The sequence below is a fragment of the Pseudomonas sp. C27(2019) genome (assembly GCF_008807395.1).
Classification (GTDB): Bacteria; Pseudomonadota; Gammaproteobacteria; order Pseudomonadales; family Pseudomonadaceae; genus Denitrificimonas.
Genome location: NZ_CP043320.1, coordinates 1350843 through 1369529, shown reverse-complemented (window position 1 = coordinate 1369529; position 18687 = coordinate 1350843). Strand labels below are relative to the sequence as shown.

The window sequence follows — 18687 nt, the reverse complement described above, 5'->3', positions numbered from 1 at the left end:
TTATTCGTCTCCATTGTTTAGCTGACGGTTGATCCGTGATTCGCTCCACTGCTTAAGCAGCAACATCAACAGCGCCAGAATGAGTAGCAGGCTGGCAACACTAAAGGCCGCAACGTGGTTGTATTCGTTGTAAAGAATTTCGACATGCAGGGGCAGCGTATTGGTAAAACCACGGATATGCCCCGACACCACTGATACCGCACCAAACTCACCCATCGCCCGCGCGGTACACAGCACGACACCGTACATTAAGCCCCATTTGATATTGGGTACGGTGACATGCCAAAACATCTGCCAACCGCTGGCGCCGAGTAAACGTGCGGCTTCTTCTTCTTGCGTGCCTTGCTGCTGCATTAACGGGATCAGTTCGCGTGCGACAAAAGGCACGGTAACAAATAGCGTAGCTAAGACGATACCTGGCACGGCAAAAATGATTTGGATATCGTGCTCCATTAGCCATTCACCAAAAAAGCCTTGCGCGCCAAATAATAGAACATAGACCAAACCTGCGATAATCGGCGACACCGAAAAGGGCAGATCAATTAAGGTGATCAGTACGCTTTTGCCATAGAAATCATGTTTACTCACGCACCAGGCGGCAGCCACACCAAACACCAAGTTCAGCGGCACCGAGATGGCCACCGCCAGCAAGGTCAGTTTCAGTGCGGAAATGGCATCCGGCTCCAGCATTGAATCAAAAAAATGAGCAACACCCATTTTCAATGCTTCAGTAAGAACAATGGTCAGCGGCAACACTAAGAAAACGATAAAGGTGGCCCAAGCAGCAATGATTAAGGCTAAGCGGGCCCAACTGGATGCATTGCTTGAGTTGTGAGAAGAGGTGGACGACATAGAGGTATCCTTAGCCTTTAGCAACGTAGCGTTGGAGAAGGTTGATCAGTAGTAGCAAAACAAAAGACACCATCAGCATCATCACGCCAATCGCAGTGGCGCCAACGTAGTCGTATTGATCAAGTTTGACCATGATCAGTAGCGGTAGAATTTCTGTTTTACCGGGCATGTTGCCAGCAATAAAAATCACCGAACCGTATTCGCCGACACCGCGCGCAAACGCCAAGGCAAAGCCGGTCAGCCATGCTGGCAATAAAGCCGGTAGTAAAACATGGCGAAACACCTGCAAAGGCCGTGCGCCTAAACAGGTCGCTGCCTCTTCAAGCTCGCGTGGAATATCAGCCAGTACAGGCTGAATGGTGCGCACCACAAAGGGTAAGGTGACAAAAGTCAGCGCCAAGGTAATACCAAAGGGTGTGTAGGCAATGCTGATACCAAAATCTGCCGCCCAGTGACCGATAAAACCATTTGGGGAATACAGGGCGGTGAGGGCAATACCGGCAACCGCAGTCGGCAAAGCAAAGGGCAGATCGATCATTGCATCAATCACTTTGCGACCGGGGAAGCGGTAACGCACCAATACCCACGCAAATAAGGTTCCTATTACGCCATTGAGCAACGCGGCAATAAAAGCAGTGCCAAAACTGAGTTTCAATGCAGCCACTACGCGCGGAGCACTGACAATGGCATAAAACTCTGACCAACTTAGCTGTGCCGCATAAATAAACATGCCGGCCAATGGTATAAACACCAACAAACTGAGGTACACCAAAGTGTAACCAAGGGTCAGCCCAAAGCCTGGAATGACTGGTGAGGTGCGTCGTGACATAGTGACTTGCCTTGTGGTTATTTTAAGCAGTAGCGCTGCTGTCTCTGCTCATGTTGTGGGGTAGGCAACTGGCTAAGTGAGTTTCTATACTGCCTATACGCTGCCTAGTCGTGCTTAAGGCGCATATCATAGAGGCAGCTTCTTATTCTTTAAAATACTGTTTAGCGATTCACTTATGTCTTTTTGGTATTAGCAGGCAAATAGCCGCTTTATTCGATTAAGTTATAAATCAATCATTTTATATTCTTTTGTGATCATCTTAAATTGAAGCATAGTGATCGCCACTGACCCATAACTGAGGCAAACATCATGAGTATTCAACTTGGCGACATCGCACCAGATTTCCAGCAGGCATCAAGTGCAGGTGATATCAGTTTTCACCAATGGCTGGGCGACAGCTGGGGCGTATTATTCTCACACCCTGCAGACTTCACCCCGGTGTGCACCACCGAGTTGGGCTTTACTGCCAAGCTCAAAGATGAGTTCGCCGCACGTAATGTTAAGGCAATTGCTTTATCCGTTGATCCAGTTGATTCGCATCATAAGTGGATTAAAGACATCAACGAAACACAAGGCACCACCGTCAACTTCCCCATCCTGGCCGATGACGACCGTAAGGTGTCGAAGTTGTATGACCTGATTCACCCCAATGCTGATAACACCTTAACGGTGCGCTCATTGTTTGTGATTGATCCGAACAAAAAAGTGCGCCTGACCATCACTTATCCAGCCAGCACCGGGCGTAACTTTCATGAGATTTTACGAGTGATTGATTCATTACAGCTGACTGACAACTATAAAGTGGCGACACCGGCTAACTGGATTGACGGTGAAGATGTGGTGATTGTGCCATCCATCCAAGATAAAGCTGAGCTGGTTGAGCGCTTCCCGAAAGGCTACACCGCGGTCAAACCCTACTTGCGCCTGACGCCACAACCCAACCGCTAAGATGCTAAGCCGCCTGCCTGTAGAGTATTGAAACGTGCGCTGCAGGCATATTGGCGTGAAAGGAGAGCGCTGATGCGCCAGACAACTGATGTGCGTTATTTGATTGTGCCGGGCTGGCAAGGCTCGCCTGCTGAGCACTGGCAATCTCATTGGCAGCAGGTCTTGCCCGAGTGTACTCGTGTTGAGCAAGATGACTGGCTGTTACCGCAGCGCCAGGCATGGATTGCTCAGCTCGAAGCGCAAATTGCCGCAGATCAGCGGCCTGTTGTACTGATAGCGCACAGTCTTGGTTGTGTCACGGTTGCGCATTGGGCTGCGCAAGCATCAGCAGGGTTATTAGCGCGGGTGCGTGGTGCGCTGTTGGTCGCGCCGGCGGATGTTGAACGTATTGACTGCCCAGCAGCTTTAGTTAACTTTGCGCCGATACCTACTGAGCCATTGCCGTTTCCTAGTGTACTCATTGGCTCAAGCAATGATCACGCTGCCGATGCGCAGCGTGCAGTGTTGTTTGCTCGGCAGTGGGGCAGTACGGTGACTATTTTGTCGCAAGCAGGGCACATTAATGTGCAATCGGGGCATCATCGCTGGGAGCAAGGCTTTGCTTGGCTGTATCAGTTACAAGAGCGCAGTGATAGAGGCTATCAGCGCAGCGCTTAAGTCATGTCACACAGCAGCATAAAGCGAGCTGGCTGCGTGACATTTAAATAGCCTAATTTGTCCTGCTTGTCTTTTCTGGATGATAGCCAATTCTAAAGCCGCCCCAGTGCTTATCATGCACATAAATAGGCACGGAAATATCATGCATGTGCTCGCCAGTTTCGCGAATATAGGTTTGCAATAGCAGAGGCTTTTGATGGTTACCGCAGCGTGCACCGACACGATCATTGAAAATCCGCTTGGTGCGATTATTTAAATAGTCGTGCTGGTAATCGCCAGTTAGCGGCTGACTATAGACAGTATTGTGCGTTGGAATATAGCCTTGCGGTGTACTGGTAATTGCAAATACGGTGTTCGGATTCTGAGTGAGGACAGGCTCTTGAATTGCACTAAGAACCTGATCGGTATATTTATCAAAGGCTGTGCTGTATTTTTTTGGATTGGTGTTGGCGATCTCTTTATAATTGCGATCAAACAGCTCAGCTTCACTGATGCGACCTTGGGCAATATCGCGCTCAAACTGCGCACCTATTTTTTGTGCGGCATCCTGTGCTAACTCATAAATGTGCTGATGGTATTCAGATAAGCTGACTTCAGAGAGCTTTTCGCTAACACCCTCGGTTTGGGCCTCAAGCAGCACTGCAGATTGACTCAGCTGCGCTGTTTGCTGATCACTGTCAGACAGGTCTTGGCGAATTTGTGCGACTTCTTTGAATAAATCATCCAACTGCATGCGGTTGCTTTGTGTGCCGCTGACAATGTTGGCAACCTGTTGCTCAACATTAACCGCTAACGCAGTGATATCGATCAATTGTGCGCCGGCATTTTCTACCAACACTACACTGCTATTTAAATCTTCAATCAGTTTATGTTGTTGTTCAGCCACCTCTATGGTGTGCTGTTGAATATCTTGCAACATACGATCGACTTCTTCGGTGGCGTCAGCTGTGCGGCTGGCTAAGCCACGCACCTCATCAGCTACAACGGCAAAGCCTCGTCCGTACTCACCAGCACGCGCAGCTTCTATCGCAGCATTTAAAGCCAGTAAATTGGTCTGGCTGGCAATACCCTTAATCACTGCAGCTACTTGCTGAATTTCACTGCTGCGCTGACTGAGATTGTCGATTAATGTGCGACTGCTATCCGCCTGCTGAGCCAGTGTCTGCATACTTAATATGGCTTGCTCTAAACTGGTTTGACCCGCCTGGCTATTACTGCGCACGTTACTGGCTGCATCGAGACTTTCTTCGCTGAGCTGAGCGGTGGCCTCCTCTGTAGTGATCATTTGCCCAGCGCTGCTTTCAATACGCTGAGCTGAGTTGACCAAGGATACGAGCCTTTGCTGCAGTTGCTGTGCTGCGTGGCTAACAGCAGCAGCACTGAGCGCGCTGGCCGTGGTGGTGTGCGATAAATGGCGCGCCAATTCGGTGGCCTGCACTGTACCTTGAGAGCTGGGCTCAACAAGTACAGGACGCTGCAACAGTGGTACAACAAAAGCTGGTACTAATAAAACCGCACTGGTCCAAATGGGTGCGCTGAGCCACCATAAAATGGCTAGAGCAACAAGACTGGCGATTTGTAATACAAGGGTTATTGTTTTATCAGAGGTCATGAGCGTAAAGGGCCTTATCTGGACACATAAACAAAGGTTATTGTTATTGTCATTGGTGTTTTGTGTAATTACTGAGCCGTATTGCTACATAATTATTGGCAAAACGCCATCATGCTTTGGTCTTTAGTGGCTCGCCAGTGCGCGTTAAAGTCGTTCTGCATGACGCGTCCTAACATGTATTGCTCAGCACTCCATCTTTTGCAATAAAGTGAACTCTGAGCGGGTCGTGACAAAATCTAGTTGCTCAGCGCTGCTATTGATAATGCAGAGCCACTGCCCTCAAAAGCTTAACGCAGCACAGTATGGAATCTGTCGATGCAACGTATAAACCTGCTTGCAGCAGTCAGCCAAGAATGGCTCATATTATATCTAAATCCTCCAGCGCAAAGGGCAGTTCAGGTTGGGGCCACTGTAAGTTTAGCGCCTCAAGTTTCTGTGCCAGCAAACTACAAAACAGCAGGTTACGCAGTGGTTTATTGTTGGCTGGAACAATATGCCAAGGGTGTGAGGCGGTGCTGCTTTGCTTAAAAGTATGATCCCAATTATTTTCAATAGTAGCAAAGAGTCGGTGGCCGGCTAAATCGGCAGCAGAGATTTTCCAGTGTTTCTCAGGCTTGGCAAAGCGTTGCTGCAAGCGCCTTTTTTGCTCGTCTTTAGAGATATGCAAATAGACTTTAATTAGATGAATATTTTGCTGGGCCAATTGCGCTTCAAATGCCAGCATCTGCTGTAAACGCCCAGCAGCTTGGGCGTCATCAATATAACCGTCTGCCAAATCACTGACTATACTTTCATAAGGTGTGCGGTTGAAAACAGTTAACATGCCAGGCGGCGGCAACTGCTGTCGGAAGCGCTCTAAGAAGTTTTCTTGGCGCTGCTGCTCAGTGGGTTTTGCAAAACTACTGACGCGTACACCTTGTGGATTGAGGCCACGCAAGCAGTTACGGATCACGCCATCTTTGCCTGAACAGTCAGGGCCTTGCAGCCATACCAGCACAGCCGGACCATTATTGGCCCAGAGCAATTGTTGCTGACGATCTAGACTGCTACGCACTGCTTTCAGACGCGCATTACACTCGTACAAGGGCAAGCCGAAATCACGTGCAGGATCAAGAGTCAGCCCTGTGCTCGGGTGGTAGAAGCAATCGTGCAGTACGGTATCAGTGAGGCGCATGTCAGTCCTTGCTACGCTTGAGTTGGTCTTTAAGTTGCGTGGGCAGTTGACGAATAATCAACATATCACGGCTTTCGTCATATTCGACCTTAGAGCCAAGCAAGTGCGACTCAAAGCTAATCGAAATGCCTTCGGCGCGACCGGTAAAGCGATGGAATGCACTTAGGGTGCGTTTGTCCGCCGGTATCTCAGGCGATAAGCCATAATCTTTGTTACGGATGTGGTTGTAAAATGCTTGCGGGTTTTCTTCATCCAAGACTTCGGATAAGCCTTCAATGCTGACCACTTCGCCACGGCGCGTTTGAGTATTGGCGTAACTGATTAGGTTGTTGGTTTGCTCGCGTGCTTTTTCTTCAGGTAAATCTTCACTTTCGACAAACTCACTAAAAGCTTTGAGCAGAGTGCGGGTTTCGCTGGGGCCATCAACACCTTCTTCGCAGCCTAAAAAGTCAAGAAACCCATCGATGATTTTTTTTCCAAACTTGCCTTTTAGATACGAAATGTACTGTTTGGATTGGCTGTTATTTTTCCACTCAGACAGATTGATTCGCGCAGCCAAATGCAGCTGACTCAGATCAAGATGGCGCGCCGTCTCAACATCTAAACCCTCAGAGATCAGCATGCCGTCACTGTGCTGTAGCACCGCGATAATAAGATGCTCGGTCATGCCGTGTTGGTAGTGAGCAAATAGCACATGCCCCGACAAACTAAGACTGTTTTCATCGATCTGTTTTTTTAAATGCTCTACAGCTTGCTGGCTAAATTGTACAAAATCACTTTGCTCAGCAAGGTAGTTGGACAGCCAGCTTTGCAGGGGCCATTGTGTGCTGTCCGCCTGAAATAAGCCCCAAGCTTTGCTGGGTTTGCTGTTGTAGCTGTCGTTCAAATCAGCCAGCAGATGTTGCACGGCTGTTGAGTTAGGCAGCACCTCTTCGCCCAGCTGTACAGTAGCTGGACTGTCTTCGGGTTTTTTCTCAATAAAGTGAATGATGCAGTGATGAATCGACATGATATGACCTTAACTTAATACATATGAGGCCGCGTCTTGACGTGCAAAGCGTGCAGCAAGACGCTAAGCAGAGGACAATTAGGCTGCTGAGTGTGCGGTTTTCAGGCGCTCAAGGCGTTGTAAAACATAGCGCACATGCAGGTGTAACTCATACAGCTCATTGGTGTAAGACAGTGGCACTTCGACTTTAGCCAGCTCAACTTGCAGTTCAGTTAAACGCTTTATTTCGCTGTCGAGATGCTCTGGCAGGGTGTGATTGGTAAAACGTTTATCGACATCTCGCAGGTATTTGTACCAGCGATAGATGCGTGCACGAATGCGCCAGCGGTACAGTGGTCCGGCCACCTTAAATAGAGGGAATAGCAAGACCAGCAATGGGATCACCAAAATAATATAGCGGTCAGCCAGTGAGGCAATTCTAAACGGCAAGTAGCGCTGTAGCAGGGGCAAACCCTTGTTATGAAAATACTCGGCCTCGGTGAGTTTGGAAAAATCATGGGGTAAATTTTGCGGCCAGGTGTCAGGCGCATCAATCAACGAGCCAGACTTCATCACTTCTTGTGCTGCCGCTAGAATTAAGGCAGTTAAAGCTGGGTGAAATGATTCATTGGCAATCAGCATGGCGACGGGACTGATGATAGTGGTGTCTTGATGCGGCTGATCACTGGCCAAATTGAGGAGCCCTTGTCCTACATTGATCTCAGTAATAAAAGGCAGGCGTGCGCGGTATGCAGCGGCTTGTTTGAAGTGCACCAGTTGCAGCTCGCTATGACTGGCGGCTTGTTGAACTATAGCGCCCTCAGCTGGGCCTAGAAAAAATGCCGCATCTAATTGATCATCAAGCAATCGCGACAACGCTTTTTTACCACTGTAAGGGCGCCATGTATCCGGCAGGTTTGCACTGTCAATCTGGTTGGCTTCTAGCAGTGGATTAATCATCATGCGAGTACCACCACGGGCGGAGCCGACAGCGGTACGCAATGGCAGTAGGTCGCGTAGCGTGTTGATTTCAACATCTGAGCGAGTAAATAACCATAAAGGCTCTTGATAGACTGCACCAAGGTTGTAGAGTTTTTGGCGCTGCTGAGCATTCAATCCAAGCTCTTGACCACTTTGCATCAGCGCAATATTGATACCACTGTTTTCATCCAACAAACGTTCGGTATTTTGTCGTGAGCCGGAGCTGTTGACTAACTCAAGCTCAAAGCCTTCTTTAGCCAGTTCAATCCGTAGTTTTTCAGCAAAGCTTGTATAGCCGCCATGAGGGCCGCCAGTACTCATGGTGGCATGCATGGGGGGCGGTGGGGCTACAAAGTAAAATAAACCCGTCACCAATGCAGCTAAGATCGGCACTAACCATAAGTTGGCGCGTAGCATAATGGATACATCTTGCAAAATACGGTTCATCGGCCGTCCTTATTGTCGTCTACGTGCTGTTATTATGTGCCAGAACTCTTACGGCGAGGAATACCAAAACGTTGACGCCGTTCCCATAAACATTTGCGGCTGATGCCTAATTTGCTTGCGAGTTCTGTTTCCGTCATCTGGTCTTGATGCTCAAGGACAAAATGCTGAAAGTAGTCCTCCAAAGATAACTTGCTGGCATCGAGTTGCTGTGCATCGGCATCTGCTTCTGCTTCAGCAGCTACGTCGGCTGTGTCTTGTGCACTTTTTTCTGCCGCCAAGTCAACATCAATACCCATCAGCTCGGTGGTGACTTGTGTGCCTTCGCAGAGAATCACTGCCCGTTCCAGTGCGTTTTCTAATTCACGCACATTGCCTGGCCAGCTGTATTTTTGCAGTGCTTTACTGGCTTGCTCAGTAAAGCTCATAGGGTCTTTATGCATGCGTAAACGTTGGCGATCTAGAAGAATATCGGCAATTTCTACAACATCATTACCGCGATCACGCAGGGCCGGCAAATGCAGGGCGATTACATGCAGGCGATAATACAAGTCTTCACGAAAGCCACCGGTTTTAGCGAGATGCTTTAAGTCACGGTGGGTTGCAGCAACCAAACGTACATTGACTTTTTGAGACTGTACAGAACCCACGCGGCGGATTTCACCTTCTTGCAGGACGCGCAGTAAACGTGCTTGAGCTTCTAAAGGCAACTCACCAATTTCATCTAGAAACAATGTGCCGCCATCGGCTGCTTCGACCAGACCGGTACGTGCAGATACTGCACCAGTAAACGCGCCTTTTTCATGACCAAACAGCTCTGACTCAATCAGGGTTTCTGGAATGGCGGCACAGTTAACTGAAATCATTGGTGCCTTTGCGCGACTTGATAAGTTATGCAGGGCGCGGGCAACCAGTTCTTTACCAGTGCCAGACTCGCCTTGAATTAATACGTTCGAATCGGTTGGCGCGACCTTACGGATTTTAACGTATAAGGCCTGCATCGCTGGGCTGCTGCCAATAATGCCAATGTCTGAGTTATCCACCACTGGCGTTTCGCTGAGCGCTGTCGATTCATCGTCGCAATCCGCAGCCAGCGCAGCAGACTGCTGATGGTCATGAATAATTCGCGCAATGGTTTGCAGCATTTCGTCATGATCAAAGGGCTTAGCGATGTAATCAATCGCGCCCAAACGCATGGAGTCCACAGCTGAGCGTAAGCTGGCGTAGCTGGTCATAATCAATACCGGCTTAGGCTCAGCGAGTTTGATCATTTCTGTGCCAGGTGCACCGGGCAGGCGTAAATCGCTAATGATTAAATCAAAGGCGCTAATATCATGTTGCTCTTGTGCTTCTTGAACTGAACCTGCTTCGCTGACCTTGTATTGATTGCGCTCCAGTAAGCGGCGCAAGGCTGAGCGAATAATGGGTTCATCTTCAACAATTAAAATATTGTGCATTCACACTCTCTCTAAACAATCAGACTGCAACGCGTTGCTAAAGCAATACGGCTCATAATAAGGCCTTCGCGTCTGGACTGGAGGACGGGCTGTGGCGCGGCAAATTAATTCGGAAACGGGTACCGCGCTGCTGCTCAAGGTCAGCTGGGCTTTCGACACGGATGTCGCCGTGATGCTCCTCGATGATCGAGTGCACCAGTGCAAGTCCCAACCCAGTGCCTTGGCCTGGATCTTTGGTGGTAAAAAAAGGCTCGAATAAGTGCTCTAGACTTGCTGCACTTATTCCGCTGCCCTGATCCTCAATGGATAACTCTACATGAGAATGGCTGGCGGTTGTACGGATATAAATATGCCCAAGCTCAGGGCTGGCGTCGCGCGCATTGGAGAGCAGGTTGATCAGCACTTGAGCGAGCCGCTGTGGGTCTCCCAGCACCCAGTGTTGCGTATCACAGAGGTTGAAGAAGTGGATTGCTTTGGCCATTTTATTAAGGTTGAGCAAATGAATAGCTTCATTGGCAATATCAAATAAACACACCGGCTCATGACTTTCATGTTGATATTGACCCGGATGGGAGAAGTTCATCAAAGATTGCACGATGCGCGTAACCCGCTGCGTTTGCTCAATAATCTGGCTACTCACTTCAGTAATTTCAGGGTCTTCATCGCGCTCATAGCGCAGGTTTTGCGCGAGGCAAGCAATTCCGGTGATGGGGTTACCAATTTCATGCGCAACACCTGCCGCTAAACGCCCAACCGAGGCAAGACGTTCAGAATGCACCAACTTATCTTCGAGCAAGCGTGTTTGTGTGGCGTCTTCCACTAACAACACTAAACCGCTGTTGCCCGGAGCCAAGGGCTCATCAATCGCTGCTTTGTGCAGGTTTATCCAGCGTGAGGCATAAGCACCTTGTAAAGCATGCTTGTAACGGTGCGCACTGCTACCCTGAGCAAACTCCATCAGTAAATCACGCCAAGGTTGATCAATACTCTCGAGGCGTGAGCCAACCACACGAGCCGCGGTGATTCCTGTTAGGTCTTCGAGCGCTCGATTCCACATTAAGATTTCGTGATCTTTGGCCAGTGAGCATACACCCATGGGCAGGTCTTTCAGTGTTTGCCGATGATAGCGGCGTAACGCATCAAGTTCTGCGGCAAGGCCGGTTAAGCGTGACTGATAGTCTTCTAAGCGACTTTCGATGAAATGAATATCTTCGGTGACATAGGTTTCACTGGCCACTTTATACGGCACAAAGGTGTTGACCAAATCTTGGGCGACGCTGGGTCCCATTAAACCCGATAAATTCGCTTCAATTCGATCACGCAAGCGCCGTAAGGCAAAGGGTCGGCTTTCATCAAAAGGAAACTGCAAATCTTTAAGCGCCTGCTCCACTTCACGCTGCGCAGTGACCGCGCCCAGCGGTTTTGCCAGTTCAGCAGCAAACTCTTGCGGGTTACGTGCGAACAGATCACGGCGCTCAGGGCGGCGCACATAGTTGACCACACAGGCTTGCGCTGCACGTTGTTCTTCAATGCTGGTGCGGGTTAATAGTGACACTAGAATGAAAGTAAAGCAGTTAGCACTCAGCGCGGCAATGGCAGAAAAGTGCCAATTGCGATCATCCAGCACATAGGTGTAATCAATCACTGGTAGGTAAAACTCTTGGATATTGCTGAACATTGGCAGCAGCATCCCAGTTGCAGCGGTCAACACACCCGCGATGGCACCACTGATAAAACCATAACGATTGGCTCTAGGCCAATACAGGACGGACAGCACACCAGGGAGAAATTGTAGGGTGATGACAAAGGCGACCAAGCCTAAGTTAGATAAATCTTGCTCTGAGCGCAGCAATAAATAAAAACCATAACCGGTCAGAATAATAGCAAACACCAGCGCACGTCGTGTCCACTTCAGCCAGCGGTAAATATTGCCTTCAGCAGGCGGCTGATAAAAGGGCAGTACTAGATGATTGAGCACCATACCCGACATGGCTAAAGTCATGACGATAATCACGCCACTGGCTGCCGACAGACCACCGACAAAAGCCAACAAAGCAAGGCGCTCGTTATTAAGCGCCAAGCCTACACCAAGGGTAAAATATTCTGGTGATGTTGGCGCACCTAGCTTTAGTCCCGCCCATAAGATTGGTAAAATCGGCAGGCTCATCAACAGTAAAAACAGCGGCAGTCCCCAACTGGCAGCGACCATGCTGCGCGGGCTGAGGTTTTCGGTAAAGGTCATGTGATACATGTGCGGCATCACCATTGCCGAAGCGAAAAACAGCAATAACAGGGTGCGCCATGGACCTTCTTGCAGCGGTATCTGTAAGTCCTTAAGCATTGTGCTGTTCTGCGTCAGCCACAGGTCTAAATCATTGGGGCCGTTAAACACCACAAATAGGGCATAAGAACCAATCACCAATAAGGCAATGAGTTTAACCAAGGATTCAAAGGCAATCGCAAAAACTAAGCCTTCATGTTTTTCCCGAGTAGCAATGTGCCGCGCGCCAAATAAAATCGAAAATACAGTGATTAAAAGACAAAACGCTAAAGCCACACGGTTTTGAATGGGCTGGCCGGTGAGGATACCTATGGTGTCAGCTACCGCTTGAATCTGCAGTGCCAGTAACGGTAAGGCGCCCAAGAGCATGCCGATGGTGGTAATAGCACCGACCCAGTTACTACGGAAACGAAACGCCAGCAAGTCAGCCAAGGAGGACAGTTGATGGGTGCGGGTTAGTTTCAAAATAGGATAGAGCAGCACCGGTGCTAATAAAAAAGCGCCTGAAATGCCTAAGTAAATGGCCAGAAAGCCATAGCCATATTGATGGGCTAAGCCCACTGCACCAAAAAACGTCCAAGCACTGGCATACACGCCCAGTGACAAAATATAGGTGAGGGGATGACGTACCAGCCAGCGCGGCACCCAGCCGTGTTCACTGGCCCAGGCCACACCAAATAGCGTCAATAAATAGGTGGTGCTGATTAAAATCAGCTGGCCAAGACTAAAACTCATCTGCATCGTGTTGGCTCTGCAAAACAAAAGTAACCACGATTAAAATCAACCACAAAACATAGGGGCGATACCATGCGCTATCTGTGGCAGTCCACCACTCCATAACGGCAGGTGAAAGCAGATAAATGCCAACAACTAAAATAAGAACTAAACGGTAGATGTACATGATGCCACTCAACACTCAAGTGTCACCGATAGTAACCAAGCAGGCGGCAATCTGCCACAGTTAACTGCAGCAGATTACTGAATTATCGAACAAACTTACCTTGGCGGCGCTCAACGCGAAACTCGAGGGTGCTGGCGCGATAGCCAGCGCGCAAGCTAGGGAGCGGTAGGCAGCTTTGCCACTGGGCGCCAGAAACCAGTGGGCTTGAGCTGCTGTAACGAGACTCGGCATATAGTGTTTCAACCAAGTTGATGTTCTCTCCTGGGCGGTAGGCAGCGATACGCCACTGTAAATCTTTAAGAGACTGATCAGTGTTGTTACGTAATTGCACAAGTAACGGTGTGTCGGCTGGGCACTGGCGCGGTGCATAACTGATTTGCATGTCCAAATGATCAAGCAAGTATTGGTTGTTGCGCTGGTCTAAAATCAACCATCCAGCAATACTGCCCAGTATGGCCAGCAGCGGCACGCCAATCGCTAAGGTGCGCTTAGGGTAGCGCAGCAGCAATGCCAGCCAAGTAAGTGGAATCAATACAGGCGGGAGCATAAGGCTAATCCTCAGGTTGGTCGCGTAAAAACACCAAATGGTTCGGCTTAGACTGCTCAGCGCTGTAGTAATACCCCTGTTCGTTAAAGTTTTTTAGCGCATCTACGGAATCAACTTTATGCTGAATCACATAGCGTGCCATGATGCCGCGGGCTTTTTTCGCATAGAAACTGATGATTTTATATTGGCCGTTTTTTAGGTCTTTAAAATCAACATTGATCAGTGTGCCAGCCAGCTGCTTGGGCTTAACCGCTTTGAAGTACTCATTGGAGGCCAGGTTAAGCAAAGTGTCTGTTTTGTTTTCAGCGAGGCATTGATTAAGCGATTCTGTTAAGCGCTCGCCCCAAAACTCATAGAGGTTTTTACCTTCAGGGTTGTCGAGTCGTGTGCCCATTTCTAAACGGTAAGGCTGCATTAAATCCAAGGGACGCAATACGCCGTACAGACCGGATAAAATGCGTAGGTGCTGCTGGGCATAGTCAAAGTCTTCGACACTCAGTGTTGCTGCATCTAAGCCGGTATAGACATCGCCTTTAAAGGCTAATATTGCTTGGCGTGCATTCTCGGGAGTGAAGTTGGGTTGCCACTCGGTGAAGCGGGCGATATTCAAGCCGGCAAGCTTATCTGAAAGCTTCATCAATTCTGCAAGTTCACTGGGCGAGAACGCGCGCAGCACCTCGATGAGTTGACTCGACTGTTCGAGAAAGCGCGGCTGGGTAAACTTTTCAGTCGCAAGGGGGTTGTGTAATCCAGCGTTTTTGCTGGCGAAATAACCATAAGCATAAAATCTGATCCTTGTAATACGGCTGCCTGCAATAGGGTGGGCAAGCGGATAGCGGACAATATGAGGCTCAGTATACAAGTTATCTACGCCGATAGGCGCTGGTTTACCCTCAATTGCTCAGCAGCTGCAGCGTAAATCTGCGACAATAGGCGGTTCAATATTGGATGGTTATTAGTCGTTAATGAGCAAACACCTCAACCAGCACGCATTACTTTCACAGCTTGAGCACGCCAAGTGCGCTGATCAGCATCGCTTGCGTCGACGTCTACTGTCGCTACTCAAGCAGCCTGAACATGAGCAGGCGCTTGCCAAATGGCAGCAGGATGTCGATAAATCCTGCGCGCAAGTCAATAGCCGTTGCTTAAGCATCCCTAGCATTCATTACGATGACAGCTTGCCGATTGCTGAGCGCCGTGCTGCGATTAAAGAGGCACTGAGCAAACATCAAGTGTTGATCATTGCAGGTGAAACAGGTTCAGGTAAAACCACGCAGCTGCCCAAGCTCTGTTTAGAGTTGGGGCGTGGCACTCGTGGTTTGATTGGCCATACCCAGCCCCGACGCTTAGCCGCACGCAGTGTTGCCGCCCGTATTGCTGAAGAACTGGGTACGCCACTGGGTGAGCTGGTTGGTTATCAGGTGCGTTATGAAGACCAGAGCCACGAGCGTACGCTGATTAAGCTGATGACGGATGGTATTTTGCTGGCAGAAACAGGCCGTGACCGTTTTTTGCAACGCTACGATACGATTATCATTGATGAAGCCCACGAACGCAGTCTCAATATTGATTTCTTGCTGGGTTATATCAAACAAATCTTGCCGCGCCGGCCGGATCTAAAAGTTATTATCACTTCGGCGACCATTGATTTAGAGCGATTCTCTAAGCACTTTAATGATGCACCTATCATTGAAGTATCTGGGCGTACCTATCCGGTGGAAACCTGGTATCGCCCGCTGGTAGCCAGTCAAGATGAAGATGGCAATACCGTTGAAGAAGACCTCAGTGTTGATCAAGGCATTCTCAATGGTTTGCTCGATATTGCCGAGCATGAGCGCCGCGAAAAACGCTTACCCGGGGATGTGCTGGTGTTCTTGCCCGGTGAGCGGGAGATTCGTGAATGTGCAGAAGTGTTGCGCAAAGCACAGCTTAAGCACACCGAAATCTTGCCGCTGTATGCGCGCTTATCACCCAGCGAGCAGCAGAAGATTTTCCAGAGCCACCCAGGCCGTAAAGTGATTCTCGCCACTAACGTTGCTGAGACTTCATTAACTGTACCGGGTATTCGCTATGTAATTGATAGCGGTACCGCGCGCATCAGCCGTTACAGCTACCGCGCCAAAATTCAGCGGCTGCCGATTGAAGCCATCTCGCGTGCCAGCGCCAATCAGCGTCAAGGCCGTTGCGGCCGCGTGGAAGCGGGCATTTGTATTCGCCTGTACAGCGAGGCGGATTATTTAAGCCGGCCTGAATTTACTGATCCAGAAATTTTACGCACCAACCTCGCTGCTGTTATTTTGCAGATGCTGCATTTGCGCTTGGGCAAAATTGAAGATTTCCCCTTTATTGAACCGCCGGAAGGCAAGGCCATCAGCGATGGCTTTAATGTCCTACAAGAACTCAGTGCGGTGAACCGTGACAGCCAGTTGACCGACCTGGGTAAACAGCTGGCGCGCTTACCCATTGATCCACGTGTGGGGCGCATGCTGTTAGCGGCGGCTGAACACGGCAGTCTGCGCGAAATGCTGATTGTCGCCAGTGCATTATCCATCCAAGACCCGCGTGAGCGCCCAGCGGATAAACAGCAAGCAGCTGATCAAGCACATGCGCCCTGGAAAGATCCAGATTCAGACTTTGCCGTACTGATCAATATCTGGCGCAGCTTTGAAGAGCAGCGCTTAGCGCTTGGTAGCTCAGGTGTACGTCGTTGGTGTCGCACGCATTTTCTCAACTATTTGCGCATGCGCGAATGGCGTGATGCCCATCGCCAGCTCACTCTGATTTGTCGTGAGCTGCAGCTGCCGTTTAACCAGCAGCCTTGCGACTATGCGCAATTGCATAAAGCTTTGTTGACCGGTTTGCTCAGTCAAATTGGTCAAAAAACCGAAGACAATGATTTTCTCGGTGCGCGGCAACGACGTTTTCATATTCACCCATCCAGCACCCTAGGGCGCAAACGACCGCAGTGGTTGATGGCTGCTGAACTGGTGGAAACCACCCGGCTCTTTGCTCGCTTAGTGGCAAAAATAGAGCCTGAATGGGCTGAGCAATTGGCCGAGCATTTACTGCGGCGCACTTACCTTGAGCCGCACTGGGAAAAGCGCCGTGGGCAAGTGGTTGCCTATGAACAAGTGAGTTTATATGGCTTGATTATTATCGGTCGTCGCACTGTGCATTATGGGCCGATAGATCCTGTGCTAAGTCGAGAAACCTTTATCCGTGAAGGCTTGGTCGCCAATGAAATTCTCAGCCGTGCTCACTGCTTGCAAGCCAATCGCGAGCTGTTAAAAACCCTCGATAAGCTGGAAGCCAAAGCACGTCGCCGTGATATTCTGGCCGACGAAGAAACCTTGTTTAATTATTACGATCAGCACATTCCAGCAGACATTTACCAAACGGCCAGTTTTGATCGCTGGTATAAACGTAGCAGCGCTAAGAATCCACAACTTCTGTTAATGACAGAAGAGGATGTGCTGGCGCGCGATGCCAGCGAAGTCACGGCTAATCAGTACCCAGATACCCTGCAGTGGCAAGATATTGCGCTGCCACTCAGCTATCACTTTGAGCCGGGGCATTTGCGTGATGGCGTGACTGTCACTATTCCAGCGCCACTACTGGCGCAAGTGCCTGAGGCGTTATTGCAATGGCTGGTACCTGGCCTGCTGCAAACCCGCTGCATTGCCATGGTGCGCAACTTACCCAAAGCTGTACGCAAAAACTTTGTACCTGTGCCTGATTTTGTGAACGCTGCATTGGAAGGCATGCCATTTGCTCAAGGTTTGTTGAACGAGGTGCTGGGCCAGCAACTGTTGCGTATGACTGGCGTGCGTGTCAGTGATGAGTTATGGCAAGAAGCCGCTGCTCAGCTTGATGAGCACCTGCGTATGAATATTGAAGTGGTCGATGCCGACGGCAAGGTGTTGGGTGAAGGGCGTGATTTAGCCGAGTTGCGCCGCCGTTTTTCTGGTGCCAGTCAGCAAGCTTTGGCCGAGTTAAAGCACACCACAACGGCGCCACAAGCGCTGGCGCGCGATGACTTTAACGTACAAACACAAAGTACACATAAAGTGGCGGGGATGGCGATGACTGTCTACCCAGCGCTGGTGGATAAAGCCGGTGAGGTACAAGAAGGGCGCTTTTCCACTCAGCAGCAAGCCGACCAAGAACACCGCCGTGCGCTGCAACGCTTATTACTGCAGCATTTGGCTGAACCGGCTAAGTATCTGCGCAGCCACTTACCTGGCCTAACCAATATGGGTTTGCTCTACCGTGATTTGGGTCGTATTGAGGCGCTGACTGAAGATATTTTATTGGCCAGTATTGACCGCTGCATGCTGCAAGATTTATCGGTGCTGCCACGCGATGCGCAAGCAGTGGCAAAACTTGCCGATACCAAACGCGGTGAGCTTGTGCCAGTGGCTGAGCATCTAGCTAAGACCGTATTGCTGATTTTGCAGCGCTGGCACGCGATTAAAAAACGCCTCAAAGGGCGCATTGATTTATCGATGGCGGTCGCACTCAACGATATAAAAGCGCAGTTGGCCAGCTTGCTGTATGCCGGCTTTGTGCGTGATACGCCAGCGGTTTGGCTGCAAGAATACCCGCGTTATTTAAAAGCGGTTGAGCAGCGTTTAGAACGCTTACCCAGCCAAGTGCAGCAGGATCGGGTTTGGACTGTTGAACTGAGTGGCCTATTAGATAAACTGAAAAAACGCCAAAATAAACATGCGCAAGAAGGCAAGTACGATGAAGCACTAACCCTCTACCGCTGGATGCTAGAAGAATATCGCGTGTCGCTATTTGCCCAACAGCTGGGCACTAAAGTGCCGGTCTCCGATAAGCGTTTGAGTAAGCAGTGGGCATTGGTTGAGGATTAGCAGTTATGCCACAAGTTTTCATTCTCTACATGCTGATATAAAGAGTGAGCTGTGTCGTATAGCTTGAAAAATTGTAATGCTATTGACCATTTATAAACATGACCTATGATTTAATCTGTCGCTTGTTTATAGGGAGGTT

The 18687-nt window shown here is 49.6% G+C and carries 13 protein-coding genes and 1 pseudogene; 3 read left to right on the top strand and 11 right to left on the bottom strand.

Annotated elements, in window-relative coordinates; genetic code table 11:
- Entirely contained in the window at positions 1-852 is an 852-nt protein-coding gene (gene cysW / locus FXF61_RS06260) for a sulfate ABC transporter permease subunit CysW (RefSeq protein WP_151184461.1), read from the bottom strand.
- A 10-nt stretch (positions 853-862) separates the two neighbouring features.
- Positions 863-1681, bottom strand: coding sequence for a sulfate ABC transporter permease subunit CysT (cysT, locus tag FXF61_RS06255; RefSeq protein WP_151184460.1), 819 nt, complete (start codon positions 1679-1681; stop codon positions 863-865).
- A 309-nt stretch (positions 1682-1990) separates the two neighbouring features.
- Between cysT and FXF61_RS06250 the strand changes: the two genes are divergently transcribed.
- The gene (locus FXF61_RS06250) at positions 1991-2629 is read left to right on the top strand and encodes a peroxiredoxin (RefSeq protein ID WP_151184459.1); all 639 of its coding nucleotides are present in this window, start codon (positions 1991-1993) and stop codon (positions 2627-2629) included.
- 72 nt (positions 2630-2701) lie between these two features.
- Positions 2702-3286, top strand: coding sequence for an alpha/beta hydrolase (locus tag FXF61_RS06245; protein WP_151184458.1), 585 nt, complete (start codon positions 2702-2704; stop codon positions 3284-3286).
- 52 nt (positions 3287-3338) lie between these two features.
- On the opposite strand, the gene FXF61_RS06240 is transcribed toward FXF61_RS06245, so the two are convergent.
- From FXF61_RS06240 to yaaA, 9 genes and pseudogenes are all read right to left on the bottom strand, one after another.
- Positions 3339-4571: a methyl-accepting chemotaxis protein gene (locus FXF61_RS06240; RefSeq protein ID WP_371921505.1), complete on the bottom strand. Its 1233-nt coding sequence runs from the start codon at positions 4569-4571 to the stop codon at positions 3339-3341.
- A 685-nt stretch (positions 4572-5256) separates the two neighbouring features.
- Positions 5257-6072 (bottom strand): polyphosphate kinase 2 family protein, encoded by an 816-nt coding sequence (locus FXF61_RS06235; RefSeq protein WP_151184456.1) that lies wholly within the window; start codon positions 6070-6072, stop codon positions 5257-5259.
- Position 6073: 1 nt separating this feature from the next.
- Complete coding sequence (gene yejK / locus FXF61_RS06230) at positions 6074-7081, bottom strand: nucleoid-associated protein YejK (protein ID WP_151184455.1); 1008 nt, start codon at positions 7079-7081, stop codon at positions 6074-6076.
- A 78-nt stretch (positions 7082-7159) separates the two neighbouring features.
- Positions 7160-8488 (bottom strand): TAXI family TRAP transporter solute-binding subunit, encoded by a 1329-nt coding sequence (locus tag FXF61_RS06225; protein ID WP_151184454.1) that lies wholly within the window; start codon positions 8486-8488, stop codon positions 7160-7162.
- A gap of 32 nt (positions 8489-8520) precedes the next feature.
- Positions 8521-9942, bottom strand: coding sequence for a sigma-54 dependent transcriptional regulator (locus FXF61_RS06220; RefSeq protein ID WP_151184453.1), 1422 nt, complete (start codon positions 9940-9942; stop codon positions 8521-8523).
- Between the two features lie 52 nt (positions 9943-9994).
- The gene (locus tag FXF61_RS06215; protein ID WP_151184452.1) at positions 9995-12964 is read right to left on the bottom strand and encodes a sensor histidine kinase; all 2970 of its coding nucleotides are present in this window, start codon (positions 12962-12964) and stop codon (positions 9995-9997) included.
- Positions 12948-13124 carry a hypothetical protein gene (locus FXF61_RS06210; RefSeq protein WP_151184451.1) on the bottom strand — a complete coding sequence of 59 codons (177 nt, stop codon included), beginning with the start codon at positions 13122-13124 and terminating at the stop codon, positions 12948-12950. Before FXF61_RS06210 ends, FXF61_RS06215 begins: the two co-directional genes overlap by 17 nt.
- A gap of 82 nt (positions 13125-13206) precedes the next feature.
- Entirely contained in the window at positions 13207-13671 is a 465-nt protein-coding gene (locus FXF61_RS06205; RefSeq protein ID WP_151184450.1) for a multidrug transporter, read from the bottom strand.
- 4 nt (positions 13672-13675) lie between these two features.
- A pseudogene (gene yaaA, locus FXF61_RS06200) lies at positions 13676-14454 on the bottom strand (peroxide stress protein YaaA).
- A gap of 182 nt (positions 14455-14636) precedes the next feature.
- Between yaaA and hrpA the strand changes: the two are divergent.
- Entirely contained in the window at positions 14637-18548 is a 3912-nt protein-coding gene (gene hrpA / locus FXF61_RS06195; RefSeq protein WP_151184449.1) for an ATP-dependent RNA helicase HrpA, read from the top strand.
- Positions 18549-18687: the final 139 nt, after the last annotated feature.

Bases quoted from the DNA above. Each gene is read 5' to 3' on its own strand.
- cysW (WP_151184461.1), bottom strand. From the start codon at position 852: ATGTCGTCCACCTCTTCTCACAACTCAAGCAATGCATCCAGTTGGGCC.
- cysT (WP_151184460.1), bottom strand. From the start codon at position 1,681: ATGTCACGACGCACCTCACCAGTCATTCCAGGCTTTGGGCTGACCCTT.
- FXF61_RS06250 (WP_151184459.1), top strand. From the start codon at position 1,991: ATGAGTATTCAACTTGGCGACATCGCACCAGATTTCCAGCAGGCATCA.
- FXF61_RS06245 (WP_151184458.1), top strand. From the start codon at position 2,702: ATGCGCCAGACAACTGATGTGCGTTATTTGATTGTGCCGGGCTGGCAA.
- FXF61_RS06240 (WP_371921505.1), bottom strand. From the start codon at position 4,571: ATGATCACTACAGAGGAGGCCACCGCTCAGCTCAGCGAAGAAAGTCTC.
- FXF61_RS06235 (WP_151184456.1), bottom strand. From the start codon at position 6,072: ATGCGCCTCACTGATACCGTACTGCACGATTGCTTCTACCACCCGAGC.
- yejK (WP_151184455.1), bottom strand. From the start codon at position 7,081: ATGTCGATTCATCACTGCATCATTCACTTTATTGAGAAAAAACCCGAA.
- FXF61_RS06225 (WP_151184454.1), bottom strand. From the start codon at position 8,488: ATGAACCGTATTTTGCAAGATGTATCCATTATGCTACGCGCCAACTTA.
- FXF61_RS06220 (WP_151184453.1), bottom strand. From the start codon at position 9,942: ATGCACAATATTTTAATTGTTGAAGATGAACCCATTATTCGCTCAGCC.
- FXF61_RS06215 (WP_151184452.1), bottom strand. From the start codon at position 12,964: ATGCAGATGAGTTTTAGTCTTGGCCAGCTGATTTTAATCAGCACCACC.
- FXF61_RS06210 (WP_151184451.1), bottom strand. From the start codon at position 13,124: ATGTACATCTACCGTTTAGTTCTTATTTTAGTTGTTGGCATTTATCTG.
- FXF61_RS06205 (WP_151184450.1), bottom strand. From the start codon at position 13,671: ATGCTCCCGCCTGTATTGATTCCACTTACTTGGCTGGCATTGCTGCTG.
- hrpA (WP_151184449.1), top strand. From the start codon at position 14,637: ATGAGCAAACACCTCAACCAGCACGCATTACTTTCACAGCTTGAGCAC.